This is a genomic window from Paenibacillus sp. FSL F4-0243 (assembly GCF_037963295.1).
Classification (GTDB): Bacteria; Bacillota; Bacilli; order Paenibacillales; family Paenibacillaceae; genus Paenibacillus_AQ.
This window is the reverse complement of the sequence record NZ_CP150151.1, coordinates 4434816-4456572: the sequence shown is the minus strand read 5'-3', so window position 1 is coordinate 4456572 and position 21757 is coordinate 4434816. Positions and strand designations below refer to the sequence as shown.

Here is a 21757-nt window from a genome sequence, read left to right as displayed (position 1 = left end):
TACGTATGCTGAGAACAATAGAAAGAATCTTCGGGGACCTTTGTGGTCCCTTGTTTCACCATATCAGAAGGTATATAATTATCGACTATACCTTACAACTTTATTACGCTATAATCAACGTAAAGTCACCAGGTGATCTAAGAGTAGGATGATTTTAATAGATTAATTAATATTTGCTTTTGATATGCCAAAACGTATTTTGTTATTGAAATAGGTTGTTTATATTGTTTATGATATTATTAAAGGTGTTAATTAAATCTAGAGTAGGTAGATTATGAGTCTAAATGACAACGTATTAATTAAAATTCGTGATATGCGAGAGAGTTTTACACCAGTTGAACGATTGGTCGGAGATTACATTTTAGAAAATACGGAAGAGATCCCTCATTTGTCGATTAAGGAATTGGCTCAATCGAGTAAGACAAGCGATGCATCTGTCCTTCGTTTCTGTAAGACGATGGGTTACAGCGGATACCGCAATTTTATTGTGAGTATATCGGCATCTTTGGGTTCTCGTGATGAGGATTCAAAGGCTCAATATACAGATATTCAGCCAGGTGACGATCTCTCGACAATTATATCAAATATTTCATTGAATAATTGCAAGTCCATTGAGGATACCCTTAGTGTTATTGATCGAAAAGAAATTACAAGAGCTGTAGAATTACTATGTCATAGTAAGCGAATTGTTTTCTTTGGAATAGGTGCTTCGGGACTCGTTTGTATGGACGGGGAACAGAAGTTCTCGCGAATTAATAAGATGTGTCATGCCTATACAGATGGTCATAGTCAGCTCACGGCAGCAACTTTACTTGAGAAAGATGATGTTGCCATTTTCATTTCTAACTCTGGAGCAACTAGTGATATTATTGATGCACTGGAAATTGCCCAAAAGAATAGAGCGAAATGTATTGCGATTACGAAGTACAATAAAAGTGAGCTTGCGGAGCGGGCGGATATTGTACTGAGCATATCCACACCTGAAATAACAATCCGCAGTGGGGCTATGGGCTCGCGTATTGCGATGCTTACGATCATCGACATATTATTTGCTGGTGTCGCAAGTGCAGAATATGAAGAAGTAAAAACCTACTTAACAAAAACGCATAATATATTAAAGAAAAAACTTAGAAATTAGGTTCTGATAGAATGAATGTGGAGGAAAGCATTGATCATGGATCAATGCTTTCTTTTTTTTTGTATTTCATTCACTTCGTATACTTAAATATACTATTTATCAATCCATGTCAGATTATCTACATGATGAATACGTTGATCTAATGAATATAATAATTAGTTTAATTCAATAATTAATAGCTTGGCACACAATTATGAGGAAGAAAATGAATGGAATCGAAGACGAAACATCATCCGGTTGAACACGGATGATGTAACTTTATGTTTCGTTTGGAGCGATAATCAGCAAATAATACATTTTTTTAAATCGCTTTAACCTTAGAGCCATAGCGATCAAAGCAATTGTTAAAAATTTAAATTGCATCTTGTAAGCGCTTTATAAATGTGGTATAACATAGTGTGTAAGGAATGAAATAAAACATCAGAATTTATTTTCTTTATGAAATTATATTTCAAAATCTATTGACGAAGCGATGGTGTTGTATTAGTATAAGGACATAATAATTGTAAGTTAATCTAACTCGTTTTGTTAATTACATGACAGATTAAGACTGGGAAGAAGGAGGATGGCTATGAATGACTACCTTGCGGGATTGACAACAGAGGCTGTGAATCCAGACACATTAATGATTGATGAATGTACTACGGAAGAAATGATCCAGTTAATGAATCAACAAGATGCACTGGTCCCCAGAGCTATAGCTGAGGAGATTCCGCAGATTGCAAAGGCGGTAGATATTCTACATCATAGGTTGTCTAATGGTGGAAGAATGTTTTACATAGGAGCTGGCTCATCAGGAAGATTAGGTGTTCTGGATGCTTCCGAATGTCCTCCTACCTTTGGTACAGATCCTTCCTTGGTGCAGGGCTATATTGCTGGTGGTGATATTGCTTTGCGTACTGCGGTTGAAGGCTGTGAAGACGATATGGATGAAGGGATCGCATTAATCGAAAGCATTGGTGTAACAAACAAAGATGTACTTATTGGGATTTCGGCAAGCGGTAGTGCAAACTACGTAATTGCAGCTTTAGCGAAAGCAAAGGAACTTGGAGCAGCCACTATCGGTGTTTGTAACAACAGAGGCTCAAAGTTCGAACCCATTGTAGATGTTTGTATAACACCTGTTGTAGGACCTGAGGTCATTAGCGGTTCGACTCGATTAAAGGCAGGAACTGCTCAGAAGTTGGTGCTTAATATGCTGACAACATGCACAATGGTCAAGTTAGGAAAAACGTACAACAACTTGATGGTTGATCTGAAGGCTAGTAATTTTAAGCTCGTAGATCGCTCGATTCGTATCATCATGAACACGACTGGTGTAGATACATCAACCGCCGCAGAAACACTTGAAAAAGCATCTATGAACTGTAAGTTGGCAATTATGATGATTAAATCGGGGTTAGATGCAAAAGAAGCAGAACAAGTACTTAACGCAAACGGAGGACGCTTGAAACAGGCAATCTCATCATTGGTTTAGGTGTGAAAAGTGGAATAACAGGATGGATGCTATTAATAATTGAGGAGGCTGTTTTCGATGAAAAAAAGATCACGTGGATTAACTCTGTTTTTGTCAGGAATCATGATGGTATCACTATTATCGGCTTGCGGAGGAAACGGAAATAACGCTCCAGCTTCTACAGATTCCGGTAACACAGGAACTAGTAACGGTGGTTCTGAGCCTAAAAAGGATACGATTACAGCACTTTTACCTCCGATATCAGCGAACTATCAAACACGTTTTGCTGATATGGAAAAAGAATTTAATACACTACATCCTAACTTGACTTTGAAAATCGAGCCAGCGAGCTGGGAAGATATGACGCAAAAACTTGATACTCAAGTAAATGCAGGTTCTCCTCCAGATATTGCTTTTATCGGTGCTTCAGGAATTTCGAAATATGCAGCACTTAATGTACTAATCGACCTTAACGGTGCCCTTTCTGATGAAGCGAAGGCAGATTATGACGAAGTTCCATTGAAATATTTCCAACTAGGTGACGCTCAATACGGCCTACCAGCGTATATGGAAATCCACACTATCGGTGGTAACAAACAATTCCTTGAAGAAGCCGGAATTGATTGGAAAAGCATTCAACAAAACGGTTGGACTTATGAAGAGTTCCGTAATGCAATTTCTAAAGGCGTAGTGAAAAATGATAAAGGTGAAACTACTCGTTATGGTTTCGTGTTCGCAACATCTGGTGTAGCATCTAAAGACTATCTAGCTATTCTTGCTAAAACTGCTGGTTTACCAGATTACTTCGATAAAGATCTTAAATATACGTATACAAGCAAAAACTTCTTGGGGCTACTTACATCTATTCGCGAAATGATCAACGATGGTTCTATGCCTAAAGAGCTAAGCTCTATCGATGCTGGTAAACGGTGGAACATGTTCCTAACGGGTCAAACGATGATCACAGGTAAAGGTTTATCTGCATTTGAAAACTCTGCTCGTCTAAACAATGAGAAGATTAAAGCGAACGATGGTTCAGCTGTTGCAGATTCTATTGAAGTTGATTATATTTCACTTCCAGTCCCAACATTCAACGGTGCCGATTATGTCCCTACTTCAATCGTTGATGGTTATATCGCACTTCGTGGTAAAAAAGCTCCATCTGAAGAGCACATCAAAAATATTGCCCTAGCAACGAATTTCTTGTCTTCTGGTTCAATTGCTGCTAACTACAGTAATGAGCTGTTCTTATCACCAATTACTGAATCTGCACGTAATGCAGAAGTACTTGAAAAATTCCCTCGTAACGAAGATAACGTTGCTGCAGGTAAAGCTATGATGGCAAAAGCGCTTCCGGCTCGTACAGATATTCCTACTGATCTGGCTGCTGAAGCATTAAAAATTGAAACAGAAGTTATTATTCCTAAACTACAAGCCTTACTTGCAAATGAGATTGCTCCACAAGAAATGTATGATGCAGTTAAAGCAGCTGCAATTAAATCTTTCGGTAAAGATGGTATTGTAGTTGACTAGTCTGTCGTAGGCTGACATGTGAAAGCTGTGCGTAGCTAGAACGTACAGCTTTCCTTCTAAATTAGCTAGAGCTTGTACTGTTTTTAGAAGAGAGGTGCGACCCAATGAATCAAACGTTGACTAAAAGAAAAAAATTGAAACTCGAAAGTGACTCAGGTTGGGGATACGCGTTTATCGCAGTAGCACTTATTGCGTTTTCTTTATTTACCGCATATCCAGTCATCAATGCTTTTATTATCAGCTTACAAAAATATGGTCCATTAGGATCCACTTTTGTCGGCATGGATAACTTCGTTAACTCGTTTTCAGATGAACTTTTCTGGAAAGCACTGAAAAACACGTTAGTATATACGCTATTAACTGTTCCGTTTAATATTCTTCTATCATTTTTAATTTCAATTTTGATTATTCCTTTCAAGAAAAAAACACAAACGATCTTTAAAGCACTATATTACTTGCCAGCCGTAGCATCTGGTGTAGCGCTTTCTGTTGTGTGGCTGTGGATCTTCGATCCGTTAAAATCAGGTATTGCTAATAAGCTCGTGAGTTTTTTAGGTATTGAAAATCAAAACTGGCTTGGTTCCAGTGCAACTGCAATGTTCTCACTTGTGTTAATGTCATGGTTATCAAGTCATGGTACAGCAATTATTATTTATATAGCCGCATTACTCGCTATTGATAACAGCTATTATGAAGCAGCTGAAATTGATGGCGCGTCTTTCCTGCAAAAGCTTTGGTTTATCGTTGTCCCTTTCCTTAAGCCAACAACGCTATTCCTACTTGTTACTGGTGTTATCGGTTCCTTCCAAGTATTCCAAAACGCTTATCTTATGACAGGCGGTGGACCAGACCATGCAACAACAATGGTAGGTTTGTTAATCTTTAACAATGCGTTCACATATTTTGAGTTTGGTGAGGCAGCGGCACAATCATTAGTTCTAGCAGCGATTATCGGATTTATATCATTCCTTCAATTCAAGTTTTTAGGTAAAGATGTAGAATACTAGGAAAAGGAGCAGAATACTATGGGTTTGTACAACAACAGCTTAAGAAGCAAAGGGTATCTGTTCATACGTAATGGCGCAAACATTACGTTCCTTATCCTATTTGCCGCAGCTACCATATTCCCGATATACTTTATGGTCATCTCCTCGTTCGGTGATCCGGTAGAAGCTGGTGCAATGAGCTATTCTATCTTACCATCGAAGATTTCATTTGATTCCTATAAATTCTTCTTTAACTTCAGCCCACATACATGGGACTGGTTATTGAATTCATTTATAGTGGCAGCGTGTATTACGGTATCTAACGTATTTTTTGCTACACTCGCTGGATATGCTTTTGCAAAAATGAAATTTAAAGGAAAAAACATTTTGTTCGCTATTTTGCTGGGATCTATGATGATTCCTGTTCAAGTCACACAGGTTCCACTATATATTTTGATCGTAAATATTTTTGAATTACAAAATACGTACATGGCGTTGATTATGCCGAGCATAGTAACGGTATACAACATCTTCTTGGTTAAGCAGTTCATGTCCTCCATTCCAGTTGAAATTATTGAATCTGCTAAAATCGAAGGTTGTTCACAGCCTAAAATCTTCTGGTATATCATTATGCCTTTATCTAAAACAATTATGGCAGTACTAGCAATCCTAACGTTTATGGCGGCATGGAATGACTTTTTCTGGCCGTTCCTAGTAACGAATACGATGGATATGCAAACCATTCAGGTCGGCTTGAAAAACTTTCGCTTTGCGAATACAACTTACTTTGCACCGATGATGGCGGGGGCAACCATTTCAGCAGTTCCAATGTTTATTTTGTTCTTCAGTTTACAAAAATACTTCCTTGAAGGGGTAACAGTTGGAGCGGTGAAAGGTTAATGGACAAACAATCAAAAGTGGATGCAACATACTTAGTTGGCTTGATGTCCGGTACATCAGTAGATGGTATTGATGCAGCAGTAGTTAAGCTTTTCCCATCAGCCGAAATAGAGCATGGAGTAGAGATTGAATTACTGGCTTTTGAAAACACACCTTTTGAGATGCAAGTTAGAAACTCCATATTTGAGCTTTTTGATCCCGCTAGCGCTACGATTGATAAGGTTGGCGCAATGAATATGTGGCTTGGCGAATTATACGCCCAAGCCACATTATCCGTTATAGGGAAATGCGGCCTTTCGCCTTCGCAAATATTCGCAGTAGGATCGCATGGTCAAACAATCTATCATGCTCCGGATGAGAATGTTATGGGCGGTTATAATCTGCATTGTACCGTTCAGATTGGGGATGGTGCAGTTATCGCCAATCGCACAGGAATTCCTTGCGTATCAGACTTTCGAGTTGCTGACATGGCAATGGGTGGACAAGGAGCTCCGTTAGTACCATTTACCGAATACTTATTGTTTAACAATCCAAAGAAAACACTTCTGATGCAAAATATTGGCGGAATAGGCAATGTGACTGTTTTGCCTGTAAATGCCTCACCGGATGAGGTATTTGCTTTTGATACGGGTCCTGGAAATATGATTATCGATGGCCTTGTATCGCAATTATTTGTACCAATGACAATGGATGTTAATGGCGAAATTGGTGCGGGCGGTCAAGTGATTGATGAGCTATTGAAATGGATGCAGCAGGATAAATATTATACGATGCCGTTACCAAAATCGACAGGCAGAGAACGGTTTGGCCAACAATACGTGGCACAAATTATTGAAATGATGAAGGTTAATAACTGGAAAGCAGAAGATGTTGTTGCAACAGCTACGTACTTAACTGCCTGGAGCATCGTCGATAGCTATGAACGGTATATTGCACCGCAGCACCAGGCTGAGCAATTGTTAATTGGCGGCGGTGGAAGCTATAACAAGACGCTTTTGCGTGATTTACAGCACTTATTTGCACCGCATAACGTGCAGGTGCTGACGCAGGAGGATATCGGTGGTAATAGTGATGCTAAGGAAGCAATTGCTTTTGCTCTGCTAGCGTATTACACGATGGAGCGCTTACCAAACAATATCCCGCTAGTAACTGGAGCTTCACAGCCAGTAGTAATGGGCAAAATTTCCTGGCCCTATATTGGACGTTCACAGGAGGCTTAAATGTTGCAAATCAGACCCTTTTCAATTGAAGATCACTCTGCAGTTGTAGAGCTTTGGAATCGTGAGGCTACAAAATATGATTATAAGCCATTTACAGAGCGAGAGTTTCAAGATACATTCATCGACCATCCTTATTTTGACGCTGACTGTATATGGGTAGGCTGTGACGAAAAAGGGATTGTTGGTTTTGCAGCTGGCTGCTGCGGCTCTGATCTCCCTCTTGGAGATGTGGCGGGTTATATTACGAGTGTTATTATAGATACCCATGTGGCTTCTCTGGAGCTTTACGATGCTTTTCTATTGCGTTTAGAAAAAAGATTCCAAGAACTTGGGAAAAGACAAGCTGATGTATTGTTTTTCAACCCTGTTAAGCTGAAGTGGAGTATTCCAAGTGCACCTCAGCATGAGCATAATAATGCCCCGGGTATCAGTAAGGACCAGCCATTATATGAAGCTTTAATGGCTAGAGGCTACGAAGATCGAGCGACGCAATGCGGCATGTATTTAAAACTCGGAAGCTTTATAGTTCCCGAAGATATTTTAGATAAGGAAACCAATGCAAATAGCAAGGACTATTACATTACGTCCTATGTCCCTGATTTACATACTGGGCTTGAAGCAACGCTTGCTGCCCTGCAAAATCCGCAGTGGAAGAAGGATGTTGTTACTTATGTGAAGGTTGGCGCACCGCTTGTAGTAGCTGTGTACGGAAACGAGGTTGTGGGCTTTGCAGGTCCAATTATTTCGCAGCCTGATGGAAGAGCATTTTTTTGCGGTATCGGAGTGCACCCAGAGCATGAGGGGCATGGCCTTGGCAGTGTATTATTTTTCCGAATGGTTGAAGCTTTTCAAAATGTGAGCTGTCAATATATCTCTCTATTCACTGGAAATAATAATCCGGCTCTTCGAATCTATCAAAAAGCGGGCTTTACTATTGAAAAACAATTTTCTATATTGCGGAGGGAACTTTAAAGATGAGCGAAAAATTCACAGTATTAGCAATTGGAGCACATGTTGGTGATGTGGAGCTAGCTTCTGGTGGTGTACTCGCAAGTCATAGTTTAAAGGGAGATCGCATTGTGACACTAGCGTTAACTGCGGGTGAACGAGGGGTCCCGGCAGGACAGGATATAAAGGAATATCGTCAGCAAAAAGTGAAAGAGGCACAGGTTTTTGCGGATATGCTAGGCGGTGAAGCCATTGTATTCGATGATTATTGTGACGGAGAGTTGCCTGACAATCAGGAAGTTCGTATGAAGGTTTGTGATGTAATTCGTCGCGTGAAGCCTAACATTATTATTACACACTGGAAAAACAGTATGCATAAGGACCATGCGCTAACGCATCATATCGTAAATGATGCCCGTTTCTTCGCAAGTCTATCATCCTTTGAACGAGCGCTCCCCGCGCACTTTGCAGCAAGATTATATTACTCCGAAAACTGGGAGGATGCGGTTGATTATGTCCCTTACGTATATGTGGATTTCGATCAAGCGGCATTTGATCTATGGATAGATGCTATAAGCAAGCATTGGTTTGTGACGAATAGCAAATCTTTCAAATACATGGATTACTATAAAGCACTAGCAGTTGTTCGCGGCTGTGAAGCAAGAAAGACATATGCAGAAGCATTTATGGTGCCTGCTGAAACGGTGAAGGTTAGGCAGTCTAGTCTTTGGTAACTATTCAACTAGCTAAGAGGGAGTGTTTCTATGTATAGCAGGAAACATTCCCTTGTTCTATCCATTTATGCGAAAAAGCAGCTAGGAGGCAGCTTCATATGGTGTTAAATGGGATTGATTCTATAACGAATTATCGTTATTTGTTCGAAGGTAAGCGCGTAGGATTGATTACAGCGCCGACAGGTCTTACGAAGGATTTTGCATCAACGATTACTATATTACATGAAAATTTTAATCTTGCTGCGATGTTTTCACCTGAGCATGGCGTTCGCGGAGATTTGGATGCAGGGGCAGTAGTAGACACTTACACGGATCCTTTTACGAATGTTCCAGTCTATAGCTTGTACCGTAAAGACTCCAAGCGTTTAACAAAAGAAATGCTGAATGAAGTAGACATCATTGTATACGATATTCAAGATGTTGGTGTACGCTATTACACATTTATTTATACGATGCTGTATGCACTTGAAGATTGTGCAAATGCAGGTGTAGAATTTGTTGTTCTTGATCGTGTTAATCCGCTTAACGGGGTAACGGTAGAAGGGAATGTCTTGAAGCCCGGCTTCAAATCATTTGTTGGAAATTACGAGCTAGCCGTGCGATACGGATTAACAGCAGGTGAGGTAGCAACGATGGCAAATGATCAAATGAATTGGAATGCATCGCTGCATGTCGTTCGTTTGGAAGGCTGGGAACGGAGCATGTCCTTCCCGGATACAGGATTAACTTGGGTTCATCCTTCACTTGGAATGCCACGATATGAAACAGCTTTATTATATACAGGAACATGTTTATTTGAAGGCACGAACTGCTCGGAAGGACGAGGCACAACGTTCCCGTTTGAAATGATTGGTGCTCCGTTCATTCAAGCGCAGCAATTGGCAGATGAGATGAATGCAAAAGTTATCCCGGGTGTGCTTTTTCGTCCAGTTCATTTCAAGCCAACGTCATCTAAACATTGTGGCGAGCTATGCGGCGGGGTACAAATTTACATTACAGATCTCCAAGTGCTGAGGCCTTTAGAAGTTGGGGTAACCTTATTATTTACGATAAGAGATTTGTACGAGCAATTTTCATTCCTGCCTCCTGTGAAGGAGGGCTCTCGTCCATTTATCGATTTGCTGGGGGGAGACAACATGTATCGTACGGAAAATATGCAAGCCAAGCAGCTGCTTGAACAGTTTGCAGCGGAAAGCAAGCAATTTGCAGAAATAACACAGCAGTATCATTTATATCGCTAGAGGAAGGTGAATAATTGATGAGAACAATAGAACATATGAGCTTGCGCGAAAAGATTGGACAAATGTTCGTAACAGGCTTCCCTTCAACCGAGATCACTCCTGAGCTGAAGGAAGTTATTGAGCATTATAAAGTCGGCAATATTATTTTATTCTCACATAATGTCGACAATAAATATCAATTAGGCGAGCTTGTTACTGAGCTGCAGCAATGGTACACGACACATACTGGTATCCCGGGTTTTATTACGATCGACCAAGAAGGCGGTCGAGTCACTCGTATGCCTAAAGACGCGACCAATGTTGCTGGAGCCATGGCAATTGCTTCTTCAGGACGACCTGAAAATGCGTATGCAGCAGGCAGAATGACTGCCAGAGAATTGAAAGCATTAGGTATTAATTTTAATCTAGCTCCAGTTATGGACGTTAACAATAATGCATTGAATCCAGTCATAAATGTTCGTTCATATGGTGATTCTGTTGCAACAGTATCCCAGTATGGAATTCAAATGATGAAGGGATTGCTCGATGGAGGCGTCATGTCCTCACTTAAGCATTTTCCAGGTCATGGTGATACAAATGTCGATTCACATATTGGCTTGCCTACCATTGAAAAAACACTTGAGGAATTAGAGCAGCTTGAGCTGCTGCCGTTTAAGGCCGCAATTGAGCAAGGCGCTCAAGCGATTATGAGTGCACATATTTTATTTCCGAAAATTGAAAAATCCGGTGTGCCCGGAACTATGTCTCATACCATTATTACAGAGATATTAAAAGGAAAATTAGGATATAAAGGGTTAGTTGTATCGGATTGTTTAGAAATGGACGCGATCAAACGATACTATGGTACGGCAAAAGGAGCGTTAGGAGCTGTTAAAGCAGGTATTGATTTGGTATTCATTAGTCATACTCCTGAGACAGTGAAGGAAGCGACTCATTTGATCGAAGAAGCTGTAGCCACCGGTGATTTGGATGAAGCGCTAATTGATGCAGCTGTTACAAAAATTTTAGCTTATAAAGCACAATATGCGACGATTGAGGAGCTAGATTATGAACTAGTTGGCTGCGATGTACATCGCCGAGCAAATGAGCTAATGCGTACGGAAACGATCTGCCTCATTAAAGGTGAGCTCCAGCCCATTCATACCGGTGACGAGCAAATGTTATTTATGGGTTCCTATTCATACCGCACCGATCTTGCGTCCAGCAGCTTGAATCAAGCTCTTAGCTTTCCGCAATATATGGGGGAGCATTTTAATACAGCTTATGAGATTATCGACATTGACCCGAGCGAGGAGCAAATCAACGCTGTGCTGCCAAAGGTACAAGGCTACAAGCATATTGTTATCGGCTTGTTCAATGCGCGTGAAAACAAAGGTCAGCTTGCGCTTGTTCAGAAGCTGCTGGCAGCAGGCTGCAAAGTAACGGCCATTACATTAGGTCGCCCGTATGATTTACCGTTAATCGAAGGCGAGTTCTGCGGAATTGCGGCATTTGAGTATACACTTGATGCATTCAAATCACTCCTTCCAATCCTAAATGGTGAGGTTGTACCCACCGCCAATATTACGATACAGATGTAGATAAAAAGTACAACAAGGGGACATAGGTATGGCATTTATCGTTGGAATTGATGGGGGTGGCACGAAAACAGCTGTCACCATTACGCATGACCAGGAAGACGCTTTATTCACCTTTACTGTAGGGCCTATTAATTATAACGGTGGTGATGCTGATGCTATTGCCGCCTCCTTTGAGGAAATTTTTAGTCAAACGAAGCTCTACTGCGGTAATTTACAAGAAGTTGCTCATATATGTATAGGTGCGGCAGGAATAAGTAATCCGCTGGTCATCAATTTTTTGGAGCAGCATGTGAGAAATAACGGTTATATCGGGCCATTAACGATTACAGGCGATCAAGAAACCGCATTATACGGGGCACAAAATGCGATGCAAGGCATCATTCTCATTGCCGGTACAGGATCGATTTGCTTTGGGGTCAATGAAAAAGGAGAGCAGCATCGCACAGGAGGCTTTGGTCATCTGATTGATGACGAGGGAAGCGGTTATAGCATTGGGCGCGATCTATTATCCGTATTAGTTCAAGTGGAGGACGGAAGAATAACCGATACGGTCATCCCAGCGATGGTATATGAGCAGCTTGGATTAAGCACTGTGAAAGAGATTATTGGCTTTGTTTATGATAAAAATACGACGAAAAAAGATATTGCGCAGCTTGCACCGATTATGACGACGGCATGCGAGAAGGGCGATGCACATGCAATAGCGTTAGCGGAGAAATGTGCAGCCAATCTATATGAGCTTGTTGTGCCTGTTATTGAACGGCTTAAGCTATATGAAAGTCCGATTGCGATTGCAGGAAGTGTGCTGCAAAAGTCTCGCTTTGTGAAAGAAGCCTTGGAGCGAAAGCTCGCACAGAGCTACGCGCAAACAAAGCTAACTTTGCCGATTAAGGATGCAGCCTACGGTGCTGTCCTGTTAGGAAGATCAAAAATGAACAACGACTAGTCTTTGTCGCTATGGAAAAATAAGGGTGTGTCATAAGTCCGAGCAGTTGGACTTGCGACACACCCTTATTTTAAAATGGTAGGAATCAAAAATGGCTTAAAATTTATCGGTCAAATAAAAAACGGCTTGTTGTTTCGGAAATAGAGCTTGAAGGATGTTAGCGTGCTCAGTACTGTCCTTTGCTGCGCCTGCTTCATTATAGCCGAACATGATATAAGTCATTAGCTCGCGTTCATCTACTTCTATTGAAGTATAGGAATTGGTATGATTACTAGCATCGGAAACAGAAAGCTGCTTTTGCTTATAATCCAAGTAGATACAGTCCTCATTGCTGCGAAGTGCAATATGCAGCTCCTGGTCTGCAATTATGTTGCTACGGTTTAGGCGATCTTCTAATTCAGGCTGAAGCTTATGGAAAGTTGAACTGAGATTGATCATTTTCCACATCGCCATATTGATTTGAATTGAATTTGCTTGATGCTGTTGGTAATAGGACCATAGCTTATGGTCCTCTGGGAGCATCGCTAATATTTGCTTTGCATTTTGGCGCAGCTGACATAAGGCATGAAACAAAGCTTCAACGCCGTTTTCGGCTTCGTTCAAATACAATAATTCATTAATAAATACTTGTTCAGTATCTTTCTTTTCAATGATGCCATAAGCGACGATTTTTCCATTTCTGCGAAGGAGCAAGCAGTCAACTTTCTTCCATTCCGGCCAGGTCAATAAATCATTCCAATACGTTCTACTTCGGATCACGGTGTAGGTACGATTCTTATTGAATTGTTCATAGATGAAACGGATATCATCGAGATAACAGGCTTCAAAAGGAATGATTTCATCACTGTTTTGCTGCTGCTCCAAACTTGCTGGTTTTTCAATTGCGAAAGCAGTCTCCGGAATAAGTCTCCAGCCAGCTTTTTCATAAAACGCATGCTTGCTAGCCAAAAGCAAGCTTATATCATAATCGGTTTCTTTCATATAGTTGGTCTGCGCATGAAGAATTTTGTGTGCAAGCCCCAGCCCGCGGTAATTTAGATCTGTACCGACACTCCCCATTGCACCCGTTTTCAAGATCGCTTGACCGACTCTAATATGAAACGGAAAAATTTGTACATTAGATGCAATCTTATCGTCAACCATCGCAAACCATGTTGTATCTGGATCATATGTGGTGTCTAGGTCTAATCTTTCTTGGAAATAAGCTCGGCCTACGGAAAAGCATTCATCTAAAATATCGTAAATCTTGTCAAGCTGCTCTCTAGTTGGATGGTTCATTACGATGATGTTTGGTGTCGTCGTCATCTTTCATTTCCTCCTGCGACGTAATGTTGGGATAAATTTAATAAATGAAAAAAACGGTTTTTTGGAATTTAATTTCTTATTTATAGTTTAATATTGAAATAAAAATTCGTCAATAATGGAACGTGTGGAATCGTAGAAGTGATACAAAATTTAGATTGCTCAATATAGTCTAAATGAGTATTGGGAAAATAGCGACTTCGGCTGAGCAATTACAAGCACAAAGCGCACAAATGAAGGCGAAGCTTAAAAAGAAGAATGATAAACCGTTCAAGAACTTTTTGCGAAAAATCGGAAGTATTTTCATACCAATGATTCCTGCATTTGTTGGAGCGGGTTTAATTGCGGGGAAGTATGATTTCGCAAATTGAGCTAGACTTAAATGAATTGCCAGAATCAGAGAAAAAAGTAGCGGAGTACATTCTTGCAAATGCTAAAGAAGTGCTGCATATGACCATACATGAGTTAGCGACAAAAGCGGAGGCAAGCAGTGCCGCGGTTGTTCGTCGGTCGCTTGGAATAGAGGGCTTTCCAGCGCTGAAAATCCGTTTATCCGCGGAGGTAGAGTACACGCCGCATGTTAGATACTTTGATGTTGAATCGAATGAAACGTTGATTCCATCATTGATAAATTGCTGTCGAACACCATACTGACCTTTCAGAATACGGCCAGTTAACTCGACGCGCAGTCTATTGAGCACGCAGAGGTTATTTATGTTTATGGGGTAAGGCAAAAATGTATATGCGATTTCAGATCGTCATTTATTGGCGGGAGCCATGGCTACGAAATCAGAAAATGCCGTCTTCTGGGGAATTTCGTATAGCGGTGAAACGAGAGAAGTTATTCAATTAATAAAACGAGCTAAGGAACAGGGAATAAAAACAATTAGCCTCACTCGTCCTGGTAATAACAAGCTTTCTCAGCTTGCTGATGTTTCTTTATTTACATCACGTGCGCCGGAAGCACAGCTTCGTAGTGCGGCAACAAGCTCCAGATTTGCTCAATTGTTTGTGCTCGATATTGTTTTTAGCGCTTATGCTTCTGCTCAGCATGATTTTACTGTGGAGCAGCTAGCGAAGGAAAGAAAAATGATTGGAATTTTGAATGATTAAATTGCGATAAGAAGCTTCTACCAGAGTATGGTGGAAGTTTTTTTATTGTAAAGTGCTTTAAGCAGATCGAATAGACATTTTGAATGGAGGAGATTTTCTGGAAGCTAAAGTAATAACACTTATTTGAAAGAAAAGACGAAATTCAAAGCAAGAAGAATGAGAATGTTATTTTATTGCAGATTTATCCTGCGAGGCCCGATTTTAATCCTCAGCTGGATAGTTTTACACATATTCTTTGTTATGAAGCGAGTAAACCAGGTGATGTTCCGTTAGATATGATAAGTCATGCTGTCGCTAAGAGTAAGTATGTTACTTACCTGATTTTGAACAGACGTATCCCTTGTGTCGTAATTTGCTTTTTTTAGGGGGAGTTCAACTTTCTTACCCCGCCAACGGCAACGAGATTTGCTCCACTTGAATCTCTTGAAGCTTTTTGAGGGTCGTCACATGATTTGGAGGCAGGATTGTGGCTCGCAAGTGCTCAATCATCCGCTCAATTAATCGAAACGCATTCCGCAAGATAAACCAATTCTCGACGCGCTTTGTTGTACGAACCGTTACTTTTTTATACTTCATAACGGAAGTTAGTTGATTCGATTCTTGTGCAAACGCTAGTTCCACTTGCTTACGGAGATTCAGCATGTGCTCTTGTAGCATACTGCCCTGTGAAACAGGTCCGTAGAAAAACGGGTTTTCCTTGAAGGAATAGCCAAACTGCTTCTCACAAAGGCCTTGTAGCGGACAGGCGGCGCATTTGTCATCGTCTCCGCGAAAACAAGAGGTATATGTTTTTTTATCGAATCCGTCGAAAACAAGGGCATGTCCTTGCTCACATTCCGGTTTTCCTTCATGGGAACAGAGTTCAGGAAATATCGTGTTTTCTGATTTCCGTTACGACCGCTACATCATGCTTAAGGCGCGCTTCTTTTTGATCATCGGCATCGAAATAACCCAAATCGGCCACCAAATAATCGACCTTGAGTCCTTCGATTTTCTTCATTATTTCAATTGGCGGCAGCATTAATTTGACATCCGCCGTATCATTGGGCGGGATGACCGATCCTTTCGGGCTGGGGCAAACAATGGAATGCTTGCGATAACCAATGAAAAACTTGTTCTGGTTCGCCTTCGCTCGTTGAACGCCGCTGATGGCGTCGTGATCGGAATACGTCTTCTCGCAAAGTCTGCAGCTCAAACTGTAAGTCCATGAAAATGCATCTCGCGTATGGTTTGATGTTGGTAGGGGTACCTTCATTTTACCGTTCCTCGTAAAGGTGCATTTTTTTAATACAACTTTATGAGCTTTTTGAACAGGCTCTTTAAAGATACAGTGTTTTTCATTTTAATGATTTAAAGATTAATTCTCCAAGTTATTGGAGCTATTTTTGCACATAAATCAATTAATTTAATTCAATTGAATTAATCAAATGAATGAATTATACTTGCAATGTAACAGGTTCATTCATGACATCTATTGGAGGGGGGCCATTCGCATGTATACGGTTGGACGATGACAAAAGGCAACGATCAGCAATGAACTCTGGAAAGAAATAAACGTTAGGAGGAGAAAGAGGTATGAACAATCAAGATACTAGAATCCCTACCTACTCACTTGCGGAAAGAGATCGTAGATGGAACATTGCAAATCAGCTAATGGAAGAAGAGCATGTGGATGTATTGATTGTGTATGGAGATCGAGAAGGTGCGTTCCCTGCTGTATTTAACCCGGACACCTACTTTACGAATGAGCGTCCAGGTTCTATTGTCATTTTCCCTAAGAATGAAGAGCCGATCTCAGTTGTCTTTTTAGCCACTGCTGTGGAAGATCATATTCAAGCTGGATATACGAATACGCAAGGCTGGATACGCCCGGAAAATATGTATGTCGGAAAAATGGGTGCGCACATTGTCAAGATTATGGAAGAGAGAGGACTTACAAATAAAGCATTTGGTGTGATTGGCTTAGAGCCTTATCCTCCCTATTACTTTGATGGAGCCATGCCCTATAATACTTGGCAAACGATCCTAAAAGGATTACCGAATGGGACCTTTAAGCCTGTGGGACACAAATTTTTCGCACTGTCTTCTGTGAAAAGTCAGGAGGAGATCGCGGTATTAAAATGGTCAGCGAACGTTGGGGAAAAAATGTGCCAGGCGATGCTTGAGGTAACGAAGCCAGGCGTGAGAGAAAATGAGATCTATGCGGCAGCGATGAATGCTTGTGCGACCCATGTCGGGTTCACGACAACGATATTAATGGGATCAGGACCAGAGTTCGTAGGATGGGGATTGCCCGCATGGACATATCGACCAGAGGAGCCGCGGGTGATCCAAGAAGGAGATATTATTTTGGCCGAGGTATTTTCATCATTCGGAATGCTAGAGACGCAGCATCAGCCTTCAATCGCTGTAGGAGCTGTGCATCCGGATTTTGAGCGGGCGGCAGCGGCAGCGAGACAATCGTATGAGAACGGAGTAAAAGAGCTGCGGCATGGGGCTACTTTCGGAGACGTGGTTAAAGCGATGAATGAGCCGATGCGTGAAGCAGGAGGTTGGCACGTTCATCCGCTTATTCATTCCATTAGTCCATTTGGTCTTATTGGGGTTGGCGATGAGATTGCACGGTTGCCTGAGGCGAGAGAGTACGGGAAAGTACTGCCGATCCCATCCATAGGGTTAGAGACCGAACTCAAGACAGGAATGGTGTTTGCATTTGAGCCGAATTGTGCGATTGGTAAGAAGGTCATTAATCTTGGCGGAACGGTGATCGTGGGTGAAGCTGGGGGGATTGAACTAAATAAAAATTCTACTCAGCTGATGAGGGCAACTTGGTAAAATAGCAAAAGGGTACGTATAGAAGAATGTTTATGTCTTCGTTACGTACCCTCTTTTTAATGAGAATAGCCGCTGCATGTACGAATTGACATTTCGCCAAGCTCCTTGGCGATCAAAGCAATGTGTACTTCATCCAAGTCTTGAATCCCTTGGCGTCTCAAATAGGTTTCCTTCGCCACAGAGAACGCAACCGATTGTCCAACAATTGCATGTGCGATTAATATCGTTTTTGAATCTTTTGCGTCTAGATCCATTAATTTACTCACCAAGACGGCAATCATCTGATGTAGTGGCTGGAAGAATTGTTCATACAAAATGTCATAAGCCTCTGTAGGCTGCATCTGCTCTCTTGCGATAAATACACTTCTTGCATTGGCTTCATGATTACCAATCATCGTCTTGGAAAATTGCGTCATGACTTTTTTAAGAGCTTCTGCGGCTTCTTCTTTTGACCGTTTCTCAATCTCTTCTGTCTCAATTAAAGCCTGCTTCAAAAAATCATCTTGAACGGCTGCTGTCAAGCGACGGGCAACCGCTAAGTACAATCCTTTTTTTCCACCGAAATAATACGGAATCGCCGATTGGTTCACACCAGCTTCATCTGCAAGGGTCCGCGTACGTACGCCTTCATAGCCATTTAATCCAAAGATCCGCAGCCCTGCTTCTAATAAACGAGTTTGGGTGGAGTCTTCATTTCCTTTATTCATATCGTTACTTAGGTTTGTATTCAATGTCCATTCCTCCATACTGTTGAGTATAATTAATTCAAATGAATTAATCAAACTAACTTCCTTTATGAAGTGACGGATTGTACCGAGCAGCACGGCACATATGCTTCCTCTCCATGACCAACAGCGAAAAAAGAAGAAATATTGAGCCGCTCTAGAAGAAAAAGAGTGAATAGCAGTCTCCAAGCTACTCTGACTGGCCCTTTATCGCTCAATTCATGTCCGCGCAAATCATAGCGAAGAATATGCTAGTGTTGCTGCAAATAAGAAACAATCAAATCCCAGGAACGTAAATTCATACCCGCTCCGTGGATAATCAGGATAGCGTCTATTTGTTGGTTAAGAGAGTTAGGGTGAAGATATTCATAATAAATGTACATACCATTTCGATCAATATAAGGCATTTGCTGTTCAGTTTCCTCTCTTCATTAAATCGTGAGATTAATCGCATTCAGCACCGAGTGTCACTTTAGCGTTCATAGGAATCACTCGACAAGCGTTGGATAATGTTTATTTATTATCCACACAAGTCATCCAAATTGCAGAATATTTAAAGTAAGTGTCCGAAATCCTATCCTTTACCTACATAGAATTTCAAACAGATGTACTTGCCATAATTCAGTTGTCAGATGAGTAGCTCTATGTAGCAAAAAAACTGGATAAATTGTTAATTTCATCCCAATAGTCACTAAAATCGATTATAATAAAATTTATGTTCAAGTCGATTCCTTATCCTAAGTTAATAGGATATGCTATAGAGTTTTCAAATAAACACTTATGTATAAGAGGAGGCGAATGATATGACGATAATGCCTGTTATAGTAATGATCCTTGTATTTGTACCTGCCATTGTACTCATGGTAAGCATGCCTTATTTAACAAGAGAGACGATTAGTTTTGGGGTCAACGTCAGCCCTGTACAATTCCAAAGTGAGCCTCTGCACCAGATGCGGAAGTCATATGCTAGGATCAGTGCTACCTTGCATACCATCTTGTTCATTGTTTGTATCATCTGTCTACTATACGGTGATGAACATTCCAAGCAACAAAGTTGGATCATTGTCACTTATTCACTCGCCATGGTCGGAATCTCCCTAGTCATAAACATTAGCTATCATTTCAAAATGAAAAGTTTACTACCTATGCTGCCTATTGCTCTGGAACCATCGATCATGGCAGTGGACACTGGATTTCGGAAAAGAAACATTGGCTTGTCTAATTATTGGTTCCTCATTCATGTTTTAATTACTGTTGTTAGTATTGTAACTGTGCTACGCAACTACGATCTGATTCCTGATCAGATTCCGATCCATTACAACAGCAGTTGGAACGTAGACCGCTATGCAGCTAAATCTTTTAGTTCTGTGTTTATGCCTACGATAATGCAAGTGTTCATAACACTTTTGTTCATATTTGAGAATTGGAGTATTCGCAGAGTAAAGCAGCAGGTTCAACCCAATGATCCTAACCGTTCCATCAGACAAGACGCAACTTACCGCCGTACTTGGTCATATTTTATGCTTACAGCAAGCTTCTTAATGGTTATCCTGTTTTCTGTTGTGCAACTAAACATGATATCTCTGCTTAACATGAATTTCGCTATCCCTATTATCCTAATCATAATAGCCCTTATTATCATATACGCCTTTGCCTTAACGTTCTGGGCTGGTCAGGGCGAAAGCAGCTTGAAGCGATCTGCCGATAGCTCCAATGTCAGACCTGTCCATGATGATGATAAATGGCGATTAGGTATGATTTATTTCAATCGTAAAGATCCAAACCTAATCGTCAAGAAAAGGCTCGGAGTCGGCTGGGGATTAAATTTCGGTCACCCAGTAAGCTGGCTGTTTTGGCTCGGAATTATTGTACTGTTAGTTGTGGTGCGGTAACAAGGTTTGGAGGTTAATACTCACCGGAGTATAGGCGAAGTTAGAGTTTCGAAACAGAATATTTACCGAAAAAACGCCTAAAGGGCGTTTTTTTATTATCTTTAAGTATCTCAGTAATATCTTTTTTGAATTAAATCGCATATCAAAGAGTATTTCTCGTATTAATATCTCTTTGTTACAATCAAATTGTTATCTAAAGGAGGGTATAAATTGAACTATCGCAAATTAGGAACGAGTGGTTTACATCTAAGTGAGATTGCTTATGGTAATTGGATTACACATGGTGCTCAAGTGGACAATGATACTGCCCATGCTTGTGTTCACGCTGCATTGGATGTAGGGATCACAACATTTGATACTGCAGATGTATATTCCGATACGAAAGCTGAGATGGTGCTGGGCCAAGCATTAAAAGGAGTGCACAGAGCTGATATCGAATTGTGTACCAAGGTGTGCCATCCCACAGGGACGGGACGTAACGCAAGAGGTCTGTCCCGCAAGCATATTATGGAGGCGTGCCATGCTTCACTGAACAGATTACAGACCGATTACATTGATATCTATTATGCGCATCGCTTTGACGCAACAGTATCCCTTGAAGAAACCTTCTTGGCTTTTTCGGATCTGGTACGTCAAGGTAAGGTTCTCTATGTCGGGATAAGTGAGTGGACGGCGGATCAGATAGCAGAAGGTGCTGTTTTGGCGAGAGAATTAAAGGTGCCATTGGTGGCTAGTCAACCTCAATATTCGATGTTATGGCGCGTGATGGAGACGGAGGTAGTTCAAGCTTGTGAGCAGGAAGGGATTGGACAGGTGGTCTGGTCGCCGCTTGCTCAAGGGATTCTTTCAGGCAAATATATGCCAGGGCAACCATTGCCAGAGGGTTCTCGTGCTTCAACAGCTGCGGGCTCACCTTTTATGAATAAATTGGCGGGTCAATGGCTTCGGACTGAGGTGCTTGAGGCGATCTCGAATCTCTCTACCATCGCCAGCGAAGTTGGGTTGACGCTTCCGCAATTGGCTATAGCATGGGTGTTGCAAAATCCACAAGTCTCATCTGCAATTATTGGGGCATCCAAGCCTGAGCAAGTAATAGAAAATGCCAAAGCTGCGGGAGTTCGTCTGGATAGGGAAGTTATGATGCAAATCGATAGGGTGCTAGAAGGACTCGTTGAACGTGATCCTAGAAAAACGGGCTGAATATTATA

Annotated in this window: 19 protein-coding genes and 2 pseudogenes; 17 read left to right on the top strand and 4 right to left on the bottom strand. The window is 41.2% G+C overall.

Going from position 1 to position 21757, the window contains the following annotated elements; translation table 11 throughout:
- Positions 1-274 precede the first annotated feature (274 nt).
- From NSS87_RS19895 to NSS87_RS19845, 11 genes are all read left to right on the top strand, one after another.
- Positions 275-1138, top strand: coding sequence for a MurR/RpiR family transcriptional regulator (locus tag NSS87_RS19895; RefSeq protein ID WP_042129113.1), 864 nt, complete (start codon positions 275-277; stop codon positions 1136-1138).
- A 571-nt stretch (positions 1139-1709) separates the two neighbouring features.
- Complete coding sequence (murQ, locus tag NSS87_RS19890; protein WP_042189612.1) at positions 1710-2615, top strand: N-acetylmuramic acid 6-phosphate etherase; 906 nt, start codon at positions 1710-1712, stop codon at positions 2613-2615.
- Positions 2616-2672: 57 nt separating this feature from the next.
- Positions 2673-4127 carry an extracellular solute-binding protein gene (locus NSS87_RS19885; RefSeq protein ID WP_036688723.1) on the top strand — a complete coding sequence of 485 codons (1455 nt, stop codon included), beginning with the start codon at positions 2673-2675 and terminating at the stop codon, positions 4125-4127.
- A 104-nt stretch (positions 4128-4231) separates the two neighbouring features.
- Positions 4232-5134: a sugar ABC transporter permease gene (locus NSS87_RS19880; protein WP_042189608.1), complete on the top strand. Its 903-nt coding sequence runs from the start codon at positions 4232-4234 to the stop codon at positions 5132-5134.
- An 18-nt stretch (positions 5135-5152) separates the two neighbouring features.
- Complete coding sequence (locus NSS87_RS19875; protein WP_339242249.1) at positions 5153-6013, top strand: carbohydrate ABC transporter permease; 861 nt, start codon at positions 5153-5155, stop codon at positions 6011-6013.
- On the top strand, positions 6013-7233 hold the full coding sequence (locus NSS87_RS19870) for an anhydro-N-acetylmuramic acid kinase (RefSeq protein WP_339242247.1): 1221 nt from the start codon (positions 6013-6015) through the stop codon (positions 7231-7233). The genes NSS87_RS19875 and NSS87_RS19870 overlap by 1 nt, the downstream gene beginning before the upstream one ends.
- Entirely contained in the window at positions 7234-8205 is a 972-nt protein-coding gene (locus NSS87_RS19865; protein WP_339242245.1) for a GNAT family N-acetyltransferase, read from the top strand.
- Between the two features lie 2 nt (positions 8206-8207).
- Positions 8208-8915, top strand: coding sequence for a PIG-L family deacetylase (locus NSS87_RS19860; RefSeq protein ID WP_339242243.1), 708 nt, complete (start codon positions 8208-8210; stop codon positions 8913-8915).
- A 98-nt stretch (positions 8916-9013) separates the two neighbouring features.
- On the top strand, positions 9014-10156 hold the full coding sequence (locus tag NSS87_RS19855) for a DUF1343 domain-containing protein (RefSeq protein ID WP_339242241.1): 1143 nt from the start codon (positions 9014-9016) through the stop codon (positions 10154-10156).
- A 17-nt stretch (positions 10157-10173) separates the two neighbouring features.
- Positions 10174-11736, top strand: coding sequence for a glycoside hydrolase family 3 protein (locus NSS87_RS19850; protein ID WP_339242239.1), 1563 nt, complete (start codon positions 10174-10176; stop codon positions 11734-11736).
- A gap of 28 nt (positions 11737-11764) precedes the next feature.
- On the top strand, positions 11765-12682 hold the full coding sequence (locus tag NSS87_RS19845) for a BadF/BadG/BcrA/BcrD ATPase family protein (protein WP_339242237.1): 918 nt from the start codon (positions 11765-11767) through the stop codon (positions 12680-12682).
- Positions 12683-12778: 96 nt separating this feature from the next.
- Here the strand turns inward: NSS87_RS19845 and NSS87_RS19840 are convergent, their stop codons facing one another.
- The gene (locus NSS87_RS19840; RefSeq protein WP_339242235.1) at positions 12779-13987 is read right to left on the bottom strand and encodes a GNAT family N-acetyltransferase; all 1209 of its coding nucleotides are present in this window, start codon (positions 13985-13987) and stop codon (positions 12779-12781) included.
- 227 nt (positions 13988-14214) lie between these two features.
- Here NSS87_RS19840 and NSS87_RS19835 point away from each other — a divergent pair.
- From NSS87_RS19835 to NSS87_RS19825, 3 genes and pseudogenes are all read left to right on the top strand, one after another.
- Positions 14215-14349 (top strand): annotated as a pseudogene (locus NSS87_RS19835) (PTS sugar transporter subunit IIC); the annotation flags it as partial.
- Positions 14339-14638, top strand: a complete 300-nt coding sequence (locus tag NSS87_RS19830; RefSeq protein WP_339248621.1) for a hypothetical protein — start codon at positions 14339-14341, stop codon at positions 14636-14638. The pseudogene NSS87_RS19835 and the gene NSS87_RS19830, both read left to right, overlap by 11 nt.
- Before the next feature lie 90 nt (positions 14639-14728).
- Positions 14729-15097: pseudogene (locus tag NSS87_RS19825) on the top strand (SIS domain-containing protein); the annotation flags it as partial.
- Between the two features lie 381 nt (positions 15098-15478).
- Here the strand turns inward: NSS87_RS19825 and NSS87_RS19820 are convergent.
- Entirely contained in the window at positions 15479-15739 is a 261-nt protein-coding gene (locus NSS87_RS19820; protein WP_197071227.1) for a hypothetical protein, read from the bottom strand.
- 220 nt (positions 15740-15959) lie between these two features.
- Complete coding sequence (locus tag NSS87_RS19815) at positions 15960-16352, bottom strand: transposase (RefSeq protein ID WP_339242233.1); 393 nt, start codon at positions 16350-16352, stop codon at positions 15960-15962.
- A 320-nt stretch (positions 16353-16672) separates the two neighbouring features.
- Here NSS87_RS19815 and NSS87_RS19810 point away from each other — a divergent pair, with 320 nt between their 5' ends.
- Positions 16673-17932 carry a M24 family metallopeptidase gene (locus NSS87_RS19810; RefSeq protein ID WP_339242231.1) on the top strand — a complete coding sequence of 420 codons (1260 nt, stop codon included), beginning with the start codon at positions 16673-16675 and terminating at the stop codon, positions 17930-17932.
- Positions 17933-17988: 56 nt separating this feature from the next.
- On the opposite strand, the gene NSS87_RS19805 is transcribed toward NSS87_RS19810, so the two are convergent.
- Complete coding sequence (locus NSS87_RS19805) at positions 17989-18663, bottom strand: CerR family C-terminal domain-containing protein (RefSeq protein WP_197071226.1); 675 nt, start codon at positions 18661-18663, stop codon at positions 17989-17991.
- A 797-nt stretch (positions 18664-19460) separates the two neighbouring features.
- On the opposite strand from NSS87_RS19805, the gene NSS87_RS19800 reads away from it, so the two are divergent.
- Together NSS87_RS19800 and NSS87_RS19795 are read left to right on the top strand one after the other, a co-directional pair.
- The gene (locus NSS87_RS19800; RefSeq protein WP_339242229.1) at positions 19461-20549 is read left to right on the top strand and encodes a DUF1648 domain-containing protein; all 1089 of its coding nucleotides are present in this window, start codon (positions 19461-19463) and stop codon (positions 20547-20549) included.
- A 210-nt stretch (positions 20550-20759) separates the two neighbouring features.
- On the top strand, positions 20760-21749 hold the full coding sequence (locus NSS87_RS19795; RefSeq protein WP_339242227.1) for an aldo/keto reductase family protein: 990 nt from the start codon (positions 20760-20762) through the stop codon (positions 21747-21749).
- The last annotated feature ends 8 nt before the right edge of the window (positions 21750-21757 follow it).